The sequence below is a fragment of the Desulfosporosinus sp. HMP52 genome (assembly GCF_000765145.1).
Lineage (GTDB): Bacteria > Bacillota > Desulfitobacteriia > Desulfitobacteriales > Desulfitobacteriaceae > Desulfosporosinus.
Window position 1 is genome coordinate 1 of sequence record NZ_JMGA01000018.1, and the last position, 17,603, is coordinate 17,603.

The 17,603-nt window shown below is 42.0% G+C and carries 19 protein-coding genes and 2 pseudogenes; 17 read left to right on the forward strand and 4 right to left on the reverse strand.

The window, feature by feature from the left end:
* Positions 1-298: 298 nt before the first annotated feature.
* The gene (locus DP73_RS06640; protein ID WP_034598403.1) at positions 299-2,227 is read left to right on the forward strand and encodes a methyl-accepting chemotaxis protein; all 1,929 of its coding nucleotides are present in this window, start codon (positions 299-301) and stop codon (positions 2,225-2,227) included.
* A gap of 102 nt (positions 2,228-2,329) precedes the next feature.
* Here the strand turns inward: DP73_RS06640 and DP73_RS06645 are convergent, their stop codons facing one another.
* Positions 2,330-3,118 carry a protein-glutamate O-methyltransferase CheR gene (locus tag DP73_RS06645; RefSeq protein ID WP_034598404.1) on the reverse strand — a complete coding sequence of 263 codons (789 nt, stop codon included), beginning with the start codon at positions 3,116-3,118 and terminating at the stop codon, positions 2,330-2,332.
* A gap of 82 nt (positions 3,119-3,200) precedes the next feature.
* On the reverse strand, positions 3,201-3,638 hold the full coding sequence (locus DP73_RS06650) for a YaaR family protein (protein ID WP_014904684.1): 438 nt from the start codon (positions 3,636-3,638) through the stop codon (positions 3,201-3,203).
* A 32-nt stretch (positions 3,639-3,670) separates the two neighbouring features.
* Between DP73_RS06650 and DP73_RS06655 the strand changes: the two genes are divergently transcribed.
* On the forward strand, positions 3,671-4,705 hold the full coding sequence (locus DP73_RS06655; RefSeq protein ID WP_034598405.1) for a M20/M25/M40 family metallo-hydrolase: 1,035 nt from the start codon (positions 3,671-3,673) through the stop codon (positions 4,703-4,705).
* Positions 4,706-4,911: 206 nt separating this feature from the next.
* On the opposite strand, the gene DP73_RS06660 is transcribed toward DP73_RS06655, so the two are convergent.
* Positions 4,912-5,769: a flagellar motor protein MotB gene (locus DP73_RS06660; protein ID WP_034598406.1), complete on the reverse strand. Its 858-nt coding sequence runs from the start codon at positions 5,767-5,769 to the stop codon at positions 4,912-4,914.
* The gene (locus DP73_RS06665) at positions 5,766-6,581 is read right to left on the reverse strand and encodes a flagellar motor protein (protein WP_034598407.1); all 816 of its coding nucleotides are present in this window, start codon (positions 6,579-6,581) and stop codon (positions 5,766-5,768) included. The genes DP73_RS06660 and DP73_RS06665 overlap by 4 nt, the downstream gene beginning before the upstream one ends.
* Positions 6,582-6,875: 294 nt before the next feature.
* On the opposite strand from DP73_RS06665, the gene flgM reads away from it, so the two are divergent.
* From flgM to DP73_RS22425, 15 genes and pseudogenes are all read left to right on the forward strand, one after another.
* Positions 6,876-7,148 (forward strand): flagellar biosynthesis anti-sigma factor FlgM, encoded by a 273-nt coding sequence (flgM, locus tag DP73_RS06670; RefSeq protein ID WP_034598408.1) that lies wholly within the window; start codon positions 6,876-6,878, stop codon positions 7,146-7,148.
* A 27-nt stretch (positions 7,149-7,175) separates the two neighbouring features.
* Positions 7,176-7,661, forward strand: coding sequence for a flagellar protein FlgN (locus DP73_RS06675; RefSeq protein WP_034598409.1), 486 nt, complete (start codon positions 7,176-7,178; stop codon positions 7,659-7,661).
* Positions 7,662-7,664: 3 nt separating this feature from the next.
* On the forward strand, positions 7,665-9,293 hold the full coding sequence (gene flgK, locus DP73_RS06680; RefSeq protein WP_034598410.1) for a flagellar hook-associated protein FlgK: 1,629 nt from the start codon (positions 7,665-7,667) through the stop codon (positions 9,291-9,293).
* A 33-nt stretch (positions 9,294-9,326) separates the two neighbouring features.
* Entirely contained in the window at positions 9,327-10,214 is an 888-nt protein-coding gene (gene flgL / locus DP73_RS06685; RefSeq protein ID WP_034598412.1) for a flagellar hook-associated protein FlgL, read from the forward strand.
* A 13-nt stretch (positions 10,215-10,227) separates the two neighbouring features.
* Entirely contained in the window at positions 10,228-10,776 is a 549-nt protein-coding gene (locus tag DP73_RS06690; protein WP_034598413.1) for a DUF6470 family protein, read from the forward strand.
* A 21-nt stretch (positions 10,777-10,797) separates the two neighbouring features.
* Positions 10,798-11,256: a flagellar assembly protein FliW gene (fliW, locus tag DP73_RS06695; RefSeq protein ID WP_034598414.1), complete on the forward strand. Its 459-nt coding sequence runs from the start codon at positions 10,798-10,800 to the stop codon at positions 11,254-11,256.
* A gap of 1 nt (position 11,257) precedes the next feature.
* Positions 11,258-11,491: a carbon storage regulator CsrA gene (csrA, locus tag DP73_RS06700; protein ID WP_034598415.1), complete on the forward strand. Its 234-nt coding sequence runs from the start codon at positions 11,258-11,260 to the stop codon at positions 11,489-11,491.
* A gap of 309 nt (positions 11,492-11,800) precedes the next feature.
* Positions 11,801-11,989: a carbon storage regulator gene (locus DP73_RS06705; protein WP_034598416.1), complete on the forward strand. Its 189-nt coding sequence runs from the start codon at positions 11,801-11,803 to the stop codon at positions 11,987-11,989.
* Positions 11,990-12,133: 144 nt separating this feature from the next.
* Complete coding sequence (locus DP73_RS06710; RefSeq protein ID WP_034598418.1) at positions 12,134-12,310, forward strand: carbon storage regulator; 177 nt, start codon at positions 12,134-12,136, stop codon at positions 12,308-12,310.
* Between the two features lie 248 nt (positions 12,311-12,558).
* Positions 12,559-12,945: pseudogene (locus DP73_RS23375) on the forward strand (flagellin); the annotation flags it as partial.
* A gap of 1,167 nt (positions 12,946-14,112) precedes the next feature.
* A pseudogene (locus tag DP73_RS23665) lies at positions 14,113-14,595 on the forward strand (flagellin); the annotation flags it as partial.
* Between the two features lie 255 nt (positions 14,596-14,850).
* On the forward strand, positions 14,851-15,081 hold the full coding sequence (locus DP73_RS06720; RefSeq protein WP_128751387.1) for a hypothetical protein: 231 nt from the start codon (positions 14,851-14,853) through the stop codon (positions 15,079-15,081).
* Positions 15,082-15,233: 152 nt separating this feature from the next.
* Positions 15,234-15,758 (forward strand): hypothetical protein, encoded by a 525-nt coding sequence (locus tag DP73_RS06725; protein WP_034598421.1) that lies wholly within the window; start codon positions 15,234-15,236, stop codon positions 15,756-15,758.
* A gap of 533 nt (positions 15,759-16,291) precedes the next feature.
* Positions 16,292-17,116 (forward strand): hypothetical protein, encoded by an 825-nt coding sequence (locus DP73_RS23025; RefSeq protein ID WP_128751388.1) that lies wholly within the window; start codon positions 16,292-16,294, stop codon positions 17,114-17,116.
* 283 nt (positions 17,117-17,399) lie between these two features.
* Entirely contained in the window at positions 17,400-17,597 is a 198-nt protein-coding gene (locus DP73_RS22425) for a tyrosine-type recombinase/integrase (RefSeq protein WP_081962979.1), read from the forward strand.
* The last annotated feature ends 6 nt before the right edge of the window (positions 17,598-17,603 follow it).

Genomic DNA, 17,603 nt, shown 5'->3' on the forward strand with positions numbered 1-17,603 from the left:
TAATTATGAGTCAGAGCCCTTATTGGTTTTAGGCAAGATACGCGATTTTCTTTAATAATTTGTAGGCTTAAGAAGGAATAACGACGCTTCGCGAAGAAACATGTGATTATAATCGATATTAGTCGAAAGGAGTATAATTTAGTTGTTTTCCCTACTAAACAGATATTACAATTAGAACCTTAATGCTTTTGCTTTTATAAAGGTTAGTTACCAATATTTAAGGTTTCAGATATGGGTACGGAATTGGTGATTTAACCCTGAAATGTTAAATAAAATATCGACCAAAGTGAGGTTAATTATGTCAATTAGAGTTAGAATATTCCTTGTTTTAATAGCCTTTGCCTTAATTCCTGTTATAATCGGGGGCGGAATTACGTACTGGGCAGTTAATAATGATTTATCTAAAACTGAGCATGAACAAGCCACCTTTGCTGCCCAGGCCTCAGCCAAAACTATGTCGGTTATCGGCCAAAACATGGAGCAAGCTGTAAAGACTTATGGTTTTTGGGATGAATCCTTTGCGGCCTTTCAAACAAAAGATGTCTATTGGATTGTCGAAAATGTAAACATTGCAAAAGATGATTTTGAGGTTGATTTTGGATTTACCGCTGATGCAAGCGGTACAGTCCTTAATTCCTTTGGGGAGGAAAGTTATTCCGGTGATATAAGTAAACATCCCTTAATCAGAAGAGCAGAATCTGGTGAAAAGATATTATCCGGAATCTATCAGGCTCAGGAGGGATTAGCTTTCGTTGGTGTAGCTCAGGTACTTAAAAACAAGGGGACTGGAGAAAAAGCGGGCTATATCGTATTCGGTCATTACCTTACAAAGGATCAAATAGAAACAGTTAAGCAATTGACTGGTGCAGAGATATCCGTGATCGTAAATAATGGAGGGAAATTATCTACCAATGAAGCATTTTCCGAAGGGGGGACTAACGGCTCGGTCTCGCATAACAGCCAGAATGGCGAGTCCTATCTGACAAGTTATGCCCCATTGAAGGATATTAATGATGAGGAAATCGGGCAGTATGCAATCACAATTAAAGCCAATGAAAGCATGGCAGCACGGAATGATTTGTTGAGAACATCAATCGGTGTCTTAATTGCCAGTACCCTCTTGGCGGCCATAATCGGGCATTTTGCAGCAGGGTCAATGATTAAACCCATTGTTATAACATCTCAACTTTTGAAAGAAGTAGCCGCTGGAGATTTCCGACATGAACATAAAGAGAATGCAAAAGGCGAAATTGGAGAAATGTTAAAGGCCTACAATGAGATGATTGTTGGATTAAGGGCCCATATTCAGGGTACAAATGCGAGTTCGGAAGAGTTAGCTCTGTCGACGGGACAGTTTTCGACAAACATCGACTATTTGGCTAAGGCAAGCGAAGAAATTACCAATGGTGTTCAAGAAGTAGCTTCTATGGTTCAACATGTTCGAACTAACACCAAACTTATGGCAGATTCGGTGAAGAGGATGACCCAAGGAATCCGTGGGATCTCCGGTAATTCACAAGGGGTTTATGAATTGTCCAATCAGACGGCTCAAAAAGCTGATTCCGGTGTTCAAGAGATAGAATCTGCAGTTAGTCAAATGAACACAATTTTAAGCCAATCCAAAGCAATGGAGAATGAAGTTGTTCTCCTCGAAAACAATTCTCAGAAAGTTGGTCAAATCACTGAAGTAATTGCCGGAATAGCTGCACAGACGAATCTTCTTGCCTTAAATGCTGCTATAGAGGCGGCGAGAGCCGGTGAGAATGGGCGAGGGTTTTCTGTAGTGGCAGAGGAAGTACGGAAACTTGCTGAAGGAGCTACTGTGGCTGCGAAGGAAATTAAAACAATCGTCAGTGAGATCCAGAATGGGACGGAAAATGTTACGAAGTCCATCTTAACCGAAGCCGATGCAATTGCAGAAGGTGCTAAACTGGTAAAAAATGCTGGACGATCCTTTGTGGAGATTCAACAAGCGGCCTTGTTAGTGACAGATAAAGCTAAGAATATTACGACTGAAACGAAGCAATTGGCCACAGAAAGTGAAGAGGTTGTCGAGACAATCGCAATATCTGAAAAGAATGTGGAGCAGGTATCTTATAGTGCTCAGACTATTGCAGCCGCTACTCAACAACAGTCGGCATCGGTTCAAGAAGTTGCCGGATCAATTAGTGGTCTTCATGGAATGGCCGAGAGACTTAAAGAACTTGGCGAGAGATTTCAAGTATGATGTAAAACAGAACAGAATTATTTTGTTGAATATTTCAAATAGCAAATGGAGAGAGCGCTTACTTGATAGCACTCTCTCCATTATGTTTACTTGCGTCAACCGCTATTGTTTTTGATAGAAGAATGAGGAGACCGGTTTGAGGCCAAGATGATTTAGTCCGAAGAGATGTTCGGTACTGCCGGTAAAGAGGATTCCTCCGGGGCGCAAGGAGTCGGTAAACTTTTTATAAAGCATTTCTTTGGCTTCTTCCGTAAAGTAGATAACCACATTGCGGCAAGCGATGAAGTCGAAGTCGGTTTGGAAACGATCTGTTAGTAAGTTTTGATGTTGGAAAGTGACTTGTCGTTTTACAGATTCTTTAATTTGCTGCCCTTTGTCCGATGGAGTAAAGTATTTCTGCAAGAATTCCGGCGGGGTGCTTGCAAAATCGTTTTGTTTATAGATTCCATCTTTAGCCTGTTTCAGTACATTGACATCAATATCTGTACCCAGTATGCTAAACTTACTTGCCGAGAAGTATTCCATCATGGTCATGGCTAAAGAGTAGGGCTCTTGACCGCTTGAACATCCTGCGCTCCAGAGTTTTAAGGAAGGTCTGTTTTTGACTAACAAAGGGATTATGGTTTCTCGTAAGGTTTTCCATTGAGTCGCATCTCTGAAAAATTGAGAGACGTTAATTGTTAAGTGCTTAAAAAAGGCGTCATATAAAACCGGATCAGCATTGAGAGCTTTTAAAAATTCGGGATAGGTAGGGTGGCCATGAGAATTCATAAAGCTTAGAATACGACGTTGCATCTGATTTTGCTTATAAAATTTAAGATCTAAGCCACTCTTAGGGTGAAACCCTTTAATAAAATCTTCGTAGGTATTGGCTATTGATGATTGAGACATAGGGGTTACACCTCTTTCCATATTATTGAAGATCTAAAAAAAATGATTTTTGGGTTTTACAGCGAATTAATATAGAGGCTTGTCAGGCAAAAAGGTCAATGATCATACCACGAATTTCATCAATTTTAGTGAGGATCTCCAGGGGTTCTGATTGTTCATCAAGAAGCTGTTTTCCCAGTTCATCCAATACTTGATCAATTTTACCGATTCTTGCCATAACCTTAGGCCGCCCCTGATAATCCCAAGAAGTCTCTTCCTGCATTTTTCGGCTCTGTCCAAAGGTCGAGCGAAGAAAGGATTTAACCATATCCTGAAAATCTTTAAGATCTCGGATAGAGAGGGAATGCGCTAGTTTTTTTCCTTGGGTTTCAAGTCGACCAAGAAAGGATTGGAGTTCAAGGCGGTTAATTTTTTGAGTTTGAGATAAAACGTTGCTAAAGTCGTTACTGCGCTCTGAGGAGCTTGCAGAGTCAAGATTGGTAGTCTGAGTTTGATGTGGGGAATTGATGCGTAAAGACATGGTCATTCTCCTCTTTTAATGAAAGGATTAATATGCAGACGCGTAGAGCTTTTTTAAAAGTATTATTTGGTCTTGGTGCAGTAATGTTGCCGTGGAGTTTTTTACCGACTTCAATCGGAGGAACTATTAAGAAAAGACTTGGGCGTCCGCCTGTTGAATTATGGCGTCCTGCCGCGAGCGAACCGGAAAGCAAGGTTGATTTAGAAAGCCTGAATCGAACGGCCATGGATGATATCCATGTTTTAACAGCACCGGATATGGAAGGTCGTAAGGCTGGCTCCGTGGGCGAGGCAAAAGCTGCAGAGTATTTAGCTTCTCAGCTAAGTATGCTGGGTCTGCGCCCCATGGGAGACTCGAATACAGGCTTTGTTCATACCTACACAATTCCTCCGGTGTTGGAAACTCGAGTTAATGGTAGATTAACCTTTAGACCTGGAGATAATAAAACACTTAGAAGCCCAAGTGTCAACCTAATAGGAGGGTTAATGGGCGAAAAAGCTGAGGAGATAATCCTGATTTCTGCTCATTATGATCATCTGGGAGTTTTTGAAGGAAAACTTTATCCCGGAGCCAATGATAACGCTTCCGGCGTCGGGTGCGTACTGGATGTTATGAGGCGAATCCTACGTGAAGAGATTATCCCGAAACGTACGATTGTCATCGCCTTTTGGAGCGCGGAGGAAATGGGGTTTATAGGATCTCAGGCCTTTGTTCAATCTCCGACGTTTCCTCTGGCTCAGATCCAAGCTGTCTTAAACGCGGACTCTGTTGGAAATGGAATGGTTGGAAATTTCGCTCTTTGGGGGAATGGCGAGAATACAGCTGTTAAAGCTGTTCGCCAAGCCGCCTCCGAGTGTGGGGCTAGCGCAATATTAACTCCGCCTGCAGGTCATAATAGTGATTCTGTAAGCTTTGCTTCTGTGAATATTCCCGCGGTAACTCTAATGGCCAAGGACTGGCTGTATAAAAATCATACCCCTGAAGACACCATAGCTTTGTTAAAGCATGAGCAAATAAATTTAGCTTCAGAGTTGATGTATAGGGCAGTTCATTTGCTGGCCTTCTAGGAAGGTAAGCAGTTGAATGTATTTGTCAAATTTTAGACACCCACTTCTTGTAAGTGGGTGTTCTGATTTCCATTTAGGGGAGGTGGAAATTCCTTCCCGTACCCCCGAGATTTAGTTTGGATTTAGCTTTAGCTAAACAAACTTTTATAAAACAACCTGCCAAAGGGGTGGAAGAGCAGAGCGAAGAGCCTAAAGCCATAATGAAGTTATGGTCTAGAAGCTGCAGTTTTGGTTGGCTCGGTAATGTCATACTTAGAGCGTAGAATAATCAAGTCAATACGGCGGTTTTTGCCATGACCTTCGTCATTATCATTAAGGGCAATAGGTCGGTATTCCCCATAACCTGCCGCTGAGAGTCTGCCGGGGCGGATTCCTTCATTCTGCAAAATCTGGACAACGTTGGTCGCCCGAATTACGGAAAGTTCCCAATTACTGGGGAATTGAGGGGTGTGGATGGGAACATTGTCTGTATGCCCTTCAACTCGAATTTGGTTAGGAGCCGAGGCCAGAACCGTAGAAATATTCCTCAAAATATCACGGGCCTTGGCATTAATATCCGCTGAGCCACTTTCAAAAAGTAAGGTTTCCTGGATACTTACCACAAGACCACGTTCTTCCATGGAAGAAACAAGCTTCGTTTGAATTCCATTGTCTGCGGCAAATTTGTCCAGCTTTGCTTTAATGCCTTCTATGCTCATGGTTTCAGCTTCGCTATTTCCTTGACCACTATTGATATTTTCACCGTTAGTGTTGTCAGCATCTGCATTCGTGGTGTTGTCCGGATCTGTATCTTTTCCCGGAACAGTGGAGTTTGAAGAAGGATTTCCGGTAGTAAAGATTGTTGGGCCGGCGGGACTGTCCGCCATTTCCATTTTTGCCGGAATCCCTCCCCCTAGGGCTTTGTTAAGTGATTCTGCGATAGCTTGGAATCGATCGGCGTCTACTTTGCTCATTGAATAAAGCACCACAAAGAAAATCATTAAAAGAGTGATTAAGTCAGAATAAGTAAGCAACCACCGTTCGCTATTCTCCTTCTCTGCTTCGGGTTCGCGGTTTCTCCTCATCGGCTTTCGCCTACAGCTGCACGTCTGCCCTTGGCTGAACCTTCTTTAACTTTCTCCACAGAGTCCAGAGCAGACCCCATATGGTTTCTTAGTTTTTCTTTCAAAATAGCAGGGTTTTGTCCTGCTTGAATGGAGAGGATACCGTCCAGAACCATCTCCATTGATGCTACCTCTGCTTTGTCCTTCATTTTAAGCTTTGTTGCTATAGGAAGCCATAAAAGGTTTGCTGAGGCAACCCCATAAAGAGTAGCGATAAAAGCTGCAGCGATAGAATGGGAGAGTGCTTCCGGGTCTGACAGGTTTCCTAATACCATGACGAGGCCCATAACTGTGCCAATAATTCCCATGGTAGGACTATACCCACCGGCAGCTTCGAAGACAGAGATTCCCACCTTATGTCTTTTCTCTAATATATAGATATTAGATTCTAAGATCTCCCGAGTTATTTCCGGGTCTGTCCCGTCTATGACCAGCTGCATGCCTTGACGAGTAAAGCGATCCGTAACCATTTCAAGTTCGTGCTCCAGACTGAGTAAGCCTTCCCGACGAGCCTTTTCCGAAAACCTTAACAAAGTCTCATAGGCTTCTTCGGTTCCAAAGGTTTGAGAGGTAAAAGCAAGCTTTATCCACTTAGGGAGGTTTTTAAGATTGGCGAGAGGAAAGCTAATGATAACAGCCCCGGCTGTTCCTCCAAAGACGATCATGGCAGCGGAAAAGCCCCCTAGGGAACTTACGCTTCCACCTTCCAGTATATAGCCGATGATAAGACAACCGAAACCTACGATAATACCTATAATAGTTGATAAATCCATGTTGCTGTTGCCACAAAAGCCTTAAACAGAGAGTTTAGTTGGATCGATAAGGATTGTGGCTGACCTCCCTTGCTGATTATTTAAGTAGGTGTTTGGCAAAATTGGATTTTGGGAAGGTTAATTGAGAATTTAGAAAACCTACTCTAATAATATCGACAATTTAGGGGGTAAACTTTAGTCCCTAATTTTACTAGTTCCATCAAAAAATATTACATAGAAAAACAAAAGTTTCTCTTTAGTTTTTGAAGGGGATCGACGATATAAGAATAAGAGTATGTATTTGGAGTGAGCAAAATGAAAATAGACCGGACATCTATGTCTCCAGTAAGTGGCATTCAAGCTGCTAATCGATTGAAACAAGTTCAAAACAAAACGACTGCTTCTGAGGCGGATAAGATTGCCGTTTCGGATAAAGCACAAGTTTTTCAATCCTTATTACAAAAGGCTAAAGAGACACCCTCTGTTCGTGAGGAACGGGTCAAAGCTCTTACTGAGCAGATTGAACGTGGAGAGTTCCAAGTAGATAGCCGAATAATAGCTGATAAGCTTTTTTCACAAGATTTTTAGTCAGATTTCATAGAGGGGGAAAATTCAGTGTCTGAAATACTCCAACACTTAGAGGATAACTTAAGACGGCAGGTCGCTCTCTATGATGAGCTCAATACGTTAGAAAGTCATAAGCAGAAATCCATTATTAACAGCAAGCTTCAGGAGCTGGAGGCGATAACCCTTAGGGAAGAACAACTCTTGTTAGAGGCTAGTCACCTGGAAAAGGAACGCTTGTTATGGGCTGAACAAATCGGACGAGATCTGGGGCAAGCCCCGGAAGAACTTACCCTAGCAGAACTGGCCAAGCATTATCCTATGCTTCAAGGAGTACGCTTTGAGTTAGATAGAACGGTTAATGCTTTACAAGCAATTCACGAAATCAACGCCGAACTTCTTAAACAGGCTATGAAAGTCGTAGAGTTTACCGTGAGCATGTTAACCCATCAGGACAAAAGAACCTACAATCATCCAACAAATCATAAAGAAGATGAAGTGAAACCAAAACTCCACCTTTTAGATCGGAGGGTTTAATATATGAGTTCGACCTTTTTTGGCTTAGAAATGTCGCGCAGAGCACTGGCATCACAGCAAGCGGCTTTAAATATTACCGGGCATAATATATCCAACGCTAATACAGAAGGATATACAAGGCAGGTTGGAAACTTAACTGCAACGACACCGTATACTATACCCATTGCTGGCAGGAATTTGAGCCTGGGTACAGGGGTTACCCTAGAAACGGTAACCAGAGCTAGAGACGCTTATGTGGATCGACAATTGCGTGGAGAGACGTCCAAGCAACAATATTGGGCAGGAAGACAGGACGGACTTCAGAAGATTGAAGAAATGCTGAACGAGCCGTCAGAAAACAGTTTGCACTCTGATATGGATAATTTCTGGAGTGCTTGGAGTGACTTGTCCAAGAATCCGGAGAACATGGGTGCGCGCTCGGTAGTTCGTGAGCGTGCCTTGACCTTAACTGAAAGCTTCCATCATATTGCTCAGCAGGTTACAGATATGAGGGAAAACTTAGATTCAAGTATTACGGTTCAGATCCGTCAGATAAATACCTTTGGTCAACAAATTAAGGATCTCAATGACCAAATTAAACGGGCAGAAGTTACGGGAGATAACCCTAATGATTTAAGAGATCAACGAGATCTTTTAGTTGACCAGCTATCTAAGATTGTCAGTGTCAGGGTTGTTGAAACCAAAGATCCTAAGTTTACGGATAGGACTGTCACTGATTTTAAGGTTATCATTGGGGATGAGAATTCTCCTAATAATGTTTTAGTCGATGACAGTATGGCTCGCCTTTTAAAGGATCCTCCGCTCGAAAACGCGGAAGGATTTGCCCGCGTTGTTTGGAGTGACAAACCGAACACAGACGTCGATCTGGGTATTAAGAATGGGGGGTTATCAGCAAATATTGAAGTGCGAGACATGGACCTGCCTAAATTCGGGGCGCAATTTGACAAGCTGGCCCAAGGAATTGCCAATGCTGTGAATGCTCTTCACCAGACGGGGCAGGGGTTAATTGCTGAGACTCAAACGGATCCTGTAGTCGGTCCAGTAGGAATAAACTTCTTTACAGATGGCTCGGATCCTGCCACATCCAATCCACCGGATCTTCCTGTAATTAATGCCGCAACAATTACTCTTAACTTTGATATAGAAGATGATTTAAACAGAATTGCCACCGGAACTATACCCTTGGATGATTCCACTAACCCCCCCACCCATGCTTTAGATACTGATGGTAATCCGCTGGTTATCGTGGGGGATGGAAGTATTGCTAGCGCCCTCTCCGCCTTGTCTAGTGGCTGGAGCTCCTTAAAGAGTCTAATTGTCTCGGGGAGATTTGGAACAATAGATGGGGTTAATCAGAATCCTATTTCCGCGGCTTCTTTTAGCGATTATTATGGTGCAAACGTAGCTCAGATCGGTGTAGATGTCCAGCAGGCAGAGCGAATGACGGCTGGACAAGACGTTTTGGTTATACACCTGACAAACCAAAAAGAATCCTATTCAGGCGTATCCTTGGACGAGGAAATGACAAATCTGGTTAGGTTTCAGAAAAGCTATTCGGCAGCGGCGCGGATGGTAACCATGATGGATGATATGTTAGATACGATTGTCAATCGTATGGGAGTGACACGATAATAGTTTTAACGATGTAGAGAGCAGGTGATTTATGTGCGAGTAACAAACAAAATGATGACTCAAGACTTGTTACGCAATTTGGAAACAACTCAGGGTAAAATGAGCCAAATTCAAAATCAAATGTCTTCCGGTTATCGGATTACACGCCCCTCAGATGATCCCGCGGGAATTCAAAATGCCTTGCGCATGAAAAGTAATATTTCTGCGGTTGAACAGTGGAAGAGCAATGTTGATGAGGCTCTGGGGTATATGGATACTACTGACGGGGTTCTTAATGATATAAACTTAATGTTGCAGCGGGTTAGAGAACTTGCAGTACAAGGATCCAACGGAACCTTATCCGAAACCGATAGAGAAAACAGCTCTATTGAGATAGAACAGATATCGGAACAACTGCGTATGTTAGCAAACACTAAAAATGGGTCAAAGTATATCTTTTCCGGAACAGCAACTAATAAGGAACTAATCACCTCAGATGGAACTTGGCAAGGAAATAGTGAAGATGTTAAATTTGACGTTGGAAATAACTTATCTTTACCCATATCCATTAATGGTCAGACTTTGTTTAAGACTCCTTTAACAGGTGCTCCAGGGGTATTCGAGACCTTAGATGCACTAAAGGCAGCCTTTAAGACTAATGATGCGACCGCTATTGGGAATTCTATAGAGGATATCGATGGGAATGTTGATAATGTTTTAGCACATCGAGCCAATCTTGGAGCTCGGACTAATCGCTTGACAGCTCTACAAGGACAGCTGGATACAACTTGGTATAACCTGACACAGAATCTTTCGGATATACAAGATGCAGACATAGCCCAGACAGTCATTGAATTTAAGAATTCTGAAAATGTATATAAAGCAGCTCTTTCCATCGGGGCTCAAATTATTCAGCCTTCCCTTGTCGATTTTATGAGATAAGGGAGGCGCTTTAATGATTCAGATTAACATTAATACTCAGCCGATTCGGACAGATTATAACATTCAAAATGCTAAACTGAATTTGCAGACAACGCCACCTAAGATGCTAATGGAGACAACGCCAGCTACTTTGGAAATTGCTCAACCCAGGGGGGAGCTAACGATCGACCATACTGCTTATCGTTACTCAATTGGGTTGAAAAATATTGCTGATTTTTCTCAAGATAATGCGGCACTAGGTAAGCAGACTGCAATGGAGACTGTAGCAAGGATCGTCGAAGAAGGCAACCAAATGGCTAGTATTGAGAATGGCTCAAATGCAGTTGCCAACATTGCCTTTAATGCCAGCATATCGAATGTTCCTGAAATAACTTGGGCACCGATTGCTGCACCTGATATTCAATATCAAGCTAAACCTGCTCAAATCAATGCCTATGCAGGGAAGGTAGACTTTACCCATCTTAAGGGCGAGGTACAAGGCGACTATCGGCCTGGAAAAGTAGATATTAAAGTCATTCAGTACCCAAGTATTGAGTTCTCAACGGTAGATGTCAAAGTTTAACCATTAGGAGGGAAATCCTTAATGATAATCCAATCAACTAGATTTGGTGAACTCGAAGTAAAGGAAGAGCAGTTGTTTAACTTCCCTAATGGAATCCCAGGTTTCCCAGAGGAGAAGAGTTTTGCCTATATCCCTCATAATTCTGCAAGCCCTTTTTCATTTCTCCAATCGACAATCGAAGCAAATTTGACGTTTATATTAGTGGATCCTTTTTATTTCATTAAGGATTATGAATTTGTTCTCGATGATGAACTTGCTAATGAATTAGGCCTGTCGCAGGAAAATCTCCCCAAAGTCTTTTCGGTTGCTAGTATTAAAGGAAAGTTGGCTGATATGACGGTAAACTTACTAGCACCGATAGTTTTAAATGAGGTTAATCATATGGGCAGACAGGTTATACTAGACCGGACTGAGTATTCTATTAGTCATAAACTGTTTCCTGATGGCTTACCCCAAGAAGCGGTCAAAGGGGGGGAATAATATGTTGGCCCTTACTCGTAGAGTTGGTGAACGAATCGTTATAGCTGACAATATTGTTGTGACAGTGGTTAGTATTAAAGGAGATAATATTCGAATTACTGTTGAAGCTCCCAAAGAGATAAAAATTTATCGAGGCGAGATTTTTGATGCCATTGCTGAAGAGAACAGAAAGGCTGCTGTGCCCAATGATATAATGGTGTTAGATATGCTTAAGGTGTTACCAAAAGAGATGTAATAGTGCATTAGTATAATAATTATTATTTGAAAAGACAGTCTCGTTTATAATGAATTTAGTTCAGAAAACTGATTGGAATAAGAATCCGATCAGTTTTTCTTTTTTCGACGAAATATCAGAAGAAATCTAACTGAAAGGAAATATATTTCGGCAAGTTTCACTCTCAAAAAGGAATATACTTCTTTAAGTAATATTAAAATATTAAAAGTGCATAATATCACAAAATTTATGAAAAGAAAGGTGAATTTTTAAAAAAAACACTAAAGTTATTAAGGAATTAAGACGATATTAAAGTAGGGGGAACGATAAGTGTTAGTGTTAGGTAGAAAACCAGGTGAATATGTGATGATTGGTGATAGCATAATGGTCAAGATTGTTAAAAGCACCTTAGGAGATTTAAGGCTTGCAATTACAGCCCCTAAAAACTTGATAGTTACCCGTGGAGAATTATATAAAAGCCAAGTGAATTCTCGCGTGGTTAATACACCTATAAACTAGTACACTAGGTACAAGGGTAAACAGTACCATTAATTAAAACGATGCAAGGACGAGCAAATAAGCTAAATCTGCCTTACAGGACGTAGGGGGAGATTTGGAGTATTTGCTCGTTTTTTATTTTTTGATAATCAAGGAGGAGTAATAATGTTGGTGTTAGGAAGAAAACCTGGTGAATATGTAATGATTGGCGATGACATAATGGTCAAAGTTATTAAAAGTGACTTTGGTGACTTAAGATTAGCAATTGATGCCCCTAAAGACACACCTATAATACGTGGAGAGATATTGGAAGATAAAAATAAGTTTCCGAAGAAAAGTTAGTTTATTACACTCTCTAAGATTCTAAGGAAATAATCTAATACTTATTATGGTACACAAGGACGAAGGATTATTGCTTATTTCTAGCAGGACGCTAGGTTTATAAGCAAGGGATCTATCGTTCTTTTTTTATAAATTTTCAACTTGGTAATAAGCCGAGTGGCCATGAGGCTTGTTATAAAACGTGTGGACACGGAAGTTTACATGAATAAAAATACACGGAGGTTTTAATTATGATTATTAACCACAATATGGCATCCCTAAACACTTATCGCCAGTTGAGTACCAACAATGCTAACAGCGCTAAGTCTCTGGAAAAACTCTCTTCAGGTCTTCGTATTAACAAAGCTGGTGACGATGCTGCAGGTCTTGCAATCAGTGAAAAGATGCGGGGTCAGATTCGTGGCTTGGATCAAGCGGTTCGTAACTCGCAGGATGCTATCTCGATGATTGGTACTGCTGAAGGAAACTTGAGCGAGACTCACAACATTCTTCAGCGTATGAAAGAACTAGCTACTCAGTCTGCCAATGATAGCAACGTAAGTTCTGACCGCAGTGAGATCCAAAAAGAGATTAATCAATTGACTTCTGAAATCAACAGAATTGGAAATACTACTGAGTTTAATACTCAAAAATTGCTTAATGGCGGCGGTGCTCAAGTAAAAGATATGAGCATAACTACCACTACTATGGGTGGCAGTAAGGGTGCTATTTCTAGTGTATCTACAATAACTGCCAGTGAAACTGGTAAATCGATGGTTTCATTTGATTTAGCTGATGGTTCTAAGTTAACTATCGAAGCACAAAACGTTGGTACTGATTTGAATGGCTTAACTTTTGCATTTGCAAATAACGGTGGTGCTACAACTGTTGCCAAAGCAGGTGCAACGGTAACTTTAAGTGCTGACTTTGCAGGCGCAGGTATCAATGCTGCTGCTATGCAAACAGCGATCAATAATTCAGGTTTAGTCACTTCACCTGTTTCAGTTACTAGAACTACAGCAGCTGGTGCTGTAGCTGATGTGGCTATGAATACGGCAACTCATGCTATTGCTGGCAAAAATGATGTCTTTGATAAAGGTCTTGATGCCGAAGTCAGAGGTAGTTTCTCAATTGACATAACTCAGAACTTCAAAAACGCTGGCGAAACTATCGACTTTACTATCCCTACTGTAGGTTCGCCGACTTCCGTTTCAACTGTGACATTAACATCTGTAACGAGCGGAGCTGCTGTAAACCAATTTAACGTTGGTGCCGCTAATGCATTGCTAACTGAGGAAGAACAAGCTGCAAGCATGAGAGACGCTCTTAACGCTAATGCAACAGTTAATGCAATTTATGACGTAACTGTAGTGAAAAATAAACTAGTATTTTCAGAAAAGGCTGGACAAACTCAAGGAATGCAGCTAGATAAAGGAACAGTTAGTTCTGCTGCAACTCAAGGTGTATCCACTTATACCCATACATCAAGCAAAGTAGTTGAGGCAGGCGGCAAATTCACTATTGATGGTGAAGACATTCTTGTTGTAGATGGAACAGGTGAAGATGATGCATCAATGGTTACTCAAGGTAAGGCAATTTATTATAGTGAAAGTCTCTCACTTGGATCGACAACTGCAAATGGTCAGGCAGATCTTCTTGCTACAGCTATCGGTACATTGAATTCCACTTTAAAGGCTAAATATAGTGCGGTAGATAATGGTGCAGGGGTTATTACTGTTACCCAGCGTGCAAATATGGAGTCAGAAACTGCTCCTACTATTAAAACCTCCACTAAAGCTGGAGATGGCTTTGAAGCAAAATTCCAAATTGGTGCTAATACTGCCCAAAGTATGACCATTCAAATCAATGATATGCGTTCTCAAGCATTGAAAATTTCAGGTACTACTGCTAGCCAAACTATTACGGCTACAAACGGTTCTCAGGCAACTTTGAAAGCAACCAAAGAAGTTACCGATGGGACAAATAATACTAGTGTTGAGTTTGCTCTTGACGTTTCAACTCACGACAAGGCAACCGCTGCTATCAGCGTACTTGATGATGCCATTCAAGCTGTATCAGCGGAACGCTCCAAGCTTGGTGCTTACACCAACCGCTTAGAGCACACTATAACCAACCTCGGAACTTCCAGCGAGAACCTGACCGCTGCTGAGTCCCGTATTCGTGACGTAGACATGGCGAAAGAAATGATGAACTTCCAAAAGAACAACATCCTTTCCCAAGCTGCTCAAGCTATGCTGGCTCAAGCAAATCAAGCTCCTCAAGGCGTTCTCCAATTACTCAGATAATTGGTTCGCTAAGGCAAGTGAATACAGTTTCCAAAGGGCCAAGGGCATTCGCTCTTGGCCCTTTCAATAACTAACGGTTGGAACGGACGTGAAATGGTGTGGGTGAAACAACAGACGAAATCAACCAGAAGCAGTTTAATAGGACTCGACGAAGACAACGAAATCAGCATGTACATAAACGAGTCTGATAGGGCGCACCTTTTGCATTTATATGCGCAAATGATAGAAGAAAATTAGCAAAAATGGCATGACCTTGTGGAAATTGTTGGAGATTTGCGAGACCGGGAAATAATGGACCTGAGCGAGCAGGAACTTAGCGGCGAGGTCCACCATGATGAAAGTGATTTCCCATTCACTGACATAAGCGAAGTTATAGCCAGGGCATTAATAATTCATAAACCTGAGAACAAGCAGGATAAGTGCTCACCGTCGGAAGAAGAGTTAAAACGGGTTGAAAAACTACTTGATGAGTTAACTAAGAGTTAGTAAATTATCTTGATAGACCAAGAGTGTAACGAACTCTTGGTCTTTAGATTTGTCAAGGGGGGTATTTTGGTTTCAGTAATACCAGGCACTGGTGGAGAAGAAATAGCTTAGTATTTACCTACAGCGATGATATCAATTTAGGGGTGATTTAGATGTCAGAAATTAGTAAGGTAAACAACATTGAGCAGGTATGTGAACTCTTAGGATCAGTACTCGGTCACGACGGCGACGGTGTGATCGCAATCTGGACCAAGCAGGACAAGCAAACTAAATTCTTCGCAGCCAAGCAAAAGAAAGCATATCTATCTTACATCGCGAGTAAGTTGGGGACGCATGATGTCTATTACAGCGTCTGCTTATTGCAGCGAGGTCTAAAAGCGGGTCGAGGTAAGGTAGAGGATGTCATCGCATTGCCAGGCGTATGGTTGGATATTGACATTACACACGATGCCCATAAGGCCAGCCATTATCCAACCAGTGTAGATGAGGCAATGGAAATCCTCAAAGAGTTTCCGCTAGCTCCTACCGTTACAATCTTTAGCGGTTATGGTCTGCATGTATACTGGCTCTTTAAGGAATTGTGGATGCTGGAATCCTCAAAAGAGCGGGAAGCAGGCAGCAATATTCTGCAGACTTTCAAAGGACACTGCAGGGCATCTTCAAGCGTAATGCTTTAAGATTGACAGATCTTGCTAGAGTCCTCCGCGTGCCAAGTACACTTAACCACAAGCTAGAGGAGCTGAAGCCTGTAAGCATTCTTCAAATTGACGATACTATTAGATACAATTTAGCTGACCTTGAGCAATTCTTCATTGAGGATATCAGCGAGGTATCAACGAAATCCCATGCCAAGGTTACACTAAATGCTAGTAAGGATGATCGAAAATATCCTCCGAGTTACATGGAGTCAATTCTCAAGCCAGAAGGATGCACTTGGATGCGACATTGTAAAGATGATAGTGAGTCGTTGCCAGAAAATGAATGGTATCAATCACTCACAGTTACCAATTGCTGTGAGGAATCAGACAAGTGGGCGCTCATACTTTCTCAGGACTACGGCGCGGAGGCAGTAAGCCAGATATTCGAAATTCAAGACTCTCAAGCCGTTTACGAAGGCGCTAAACGGGACGTGTACCTTAGAGCCGGTAGGGATGGCGACAAGATATACTATGATCTATGCTCAGAAACTGGTCAGGTGGTGGAAGTTACTATGAACGGCTGGGCGATAGTCGACCGCTCAACCGTCCTCTTTGAACGCACTAGGAATATGATAGCGCAGGTTACTCCAGCCAAGAAAGGTGATCTCACGCTAATTTCTAAGCACATACGGCTTAAGAGTAGGGATGATCAAATGCTTCTGATGGTCTACTTGGTGGCTTGCCTAATCCCCGATATTCCTCACGTAATATCCGTACTGTCAGGTGAAAAAGGGGCCAGCAAAACTACCACCATGAAGAAGATCCGTAAGCTCATCGACCCAGCCATTAAGGAAACGATGGTATTACCAAAGAGCATTGATGAACTTACCTTGCAGCTTTCTAAAAACTATATGCCGAGCTACGACAATATTGATCACCTGACCCATGAGATCAGCGATATTCTCTGCATGGCGGCGACTGGGGGCGGTATCAGTAAACGGGAACTGTACACGAACGAAGGGGAAGTAATCCTGACATTTCTACGTTGCGTTGTTCTCAATGGCATCAACACAGTAGTAAGTCGTCCAGATATTGTTGACAGATCAGTTATTTCTGAGCTTGAGCGTATTGAAAAGTACGAACGTAAGGATGAGGCAAGCCTCTGGAAGGAGTTCGAGGTCGATCGCCCCCTTTTTTATGTGAGAGAAACTAACCTAAAAACACTTTCAAGAACTAACAAGACAGGATATGACTACGTTCCGAAACCACCTATTAGTGAAATAATACGCAAGCAAAATACCGTAAATGAAGCCGCAAATTCTGAGTTGTTTTTGCCAATGGCTCCAGACAAGAGGAATCCATCAAGATGGTCAAAAGCTTGTCGATCCAGTGCGTGACAGAGTCAAAGTAGCCTCTGGCAGCGAAGGTGAAGTCTATGTGTTCACCGAAGAGGAACTAGAGCGTATTCTGGCGTACATCTCAGACCCTGCCATAACCAAACCCCTTAGTTGTAATCCATCTAATTATATACAGGTTGCAGAGTCAGTGAACTGGTCAACGTCTAAACCTCGGATGTTGATTTTGTTATTAACGCTATAATACTTCATGGTAGAGGCGGCAAGATCATAGAAGTCCACATTCGTTCGGATGTAGCTCAACTAAAGAAAGACTGCCTGGAAGGTGATCGAGCAAAGAGTAAATAGTCCTTTCCAACTCGTTGGTCAGCGTTCACCTAGTATGTGCAGGGATGCTGTAGCTACAATGCTGGAGAGAATCGGGAAAGAACTAAATATTGACATCGATCCCCATAAATTTCGTCATACCTTTTGTTCAAAACTCGTCCAAAAAAAGGTACCCTTCACCACTATTGCTAACTAACAGGTC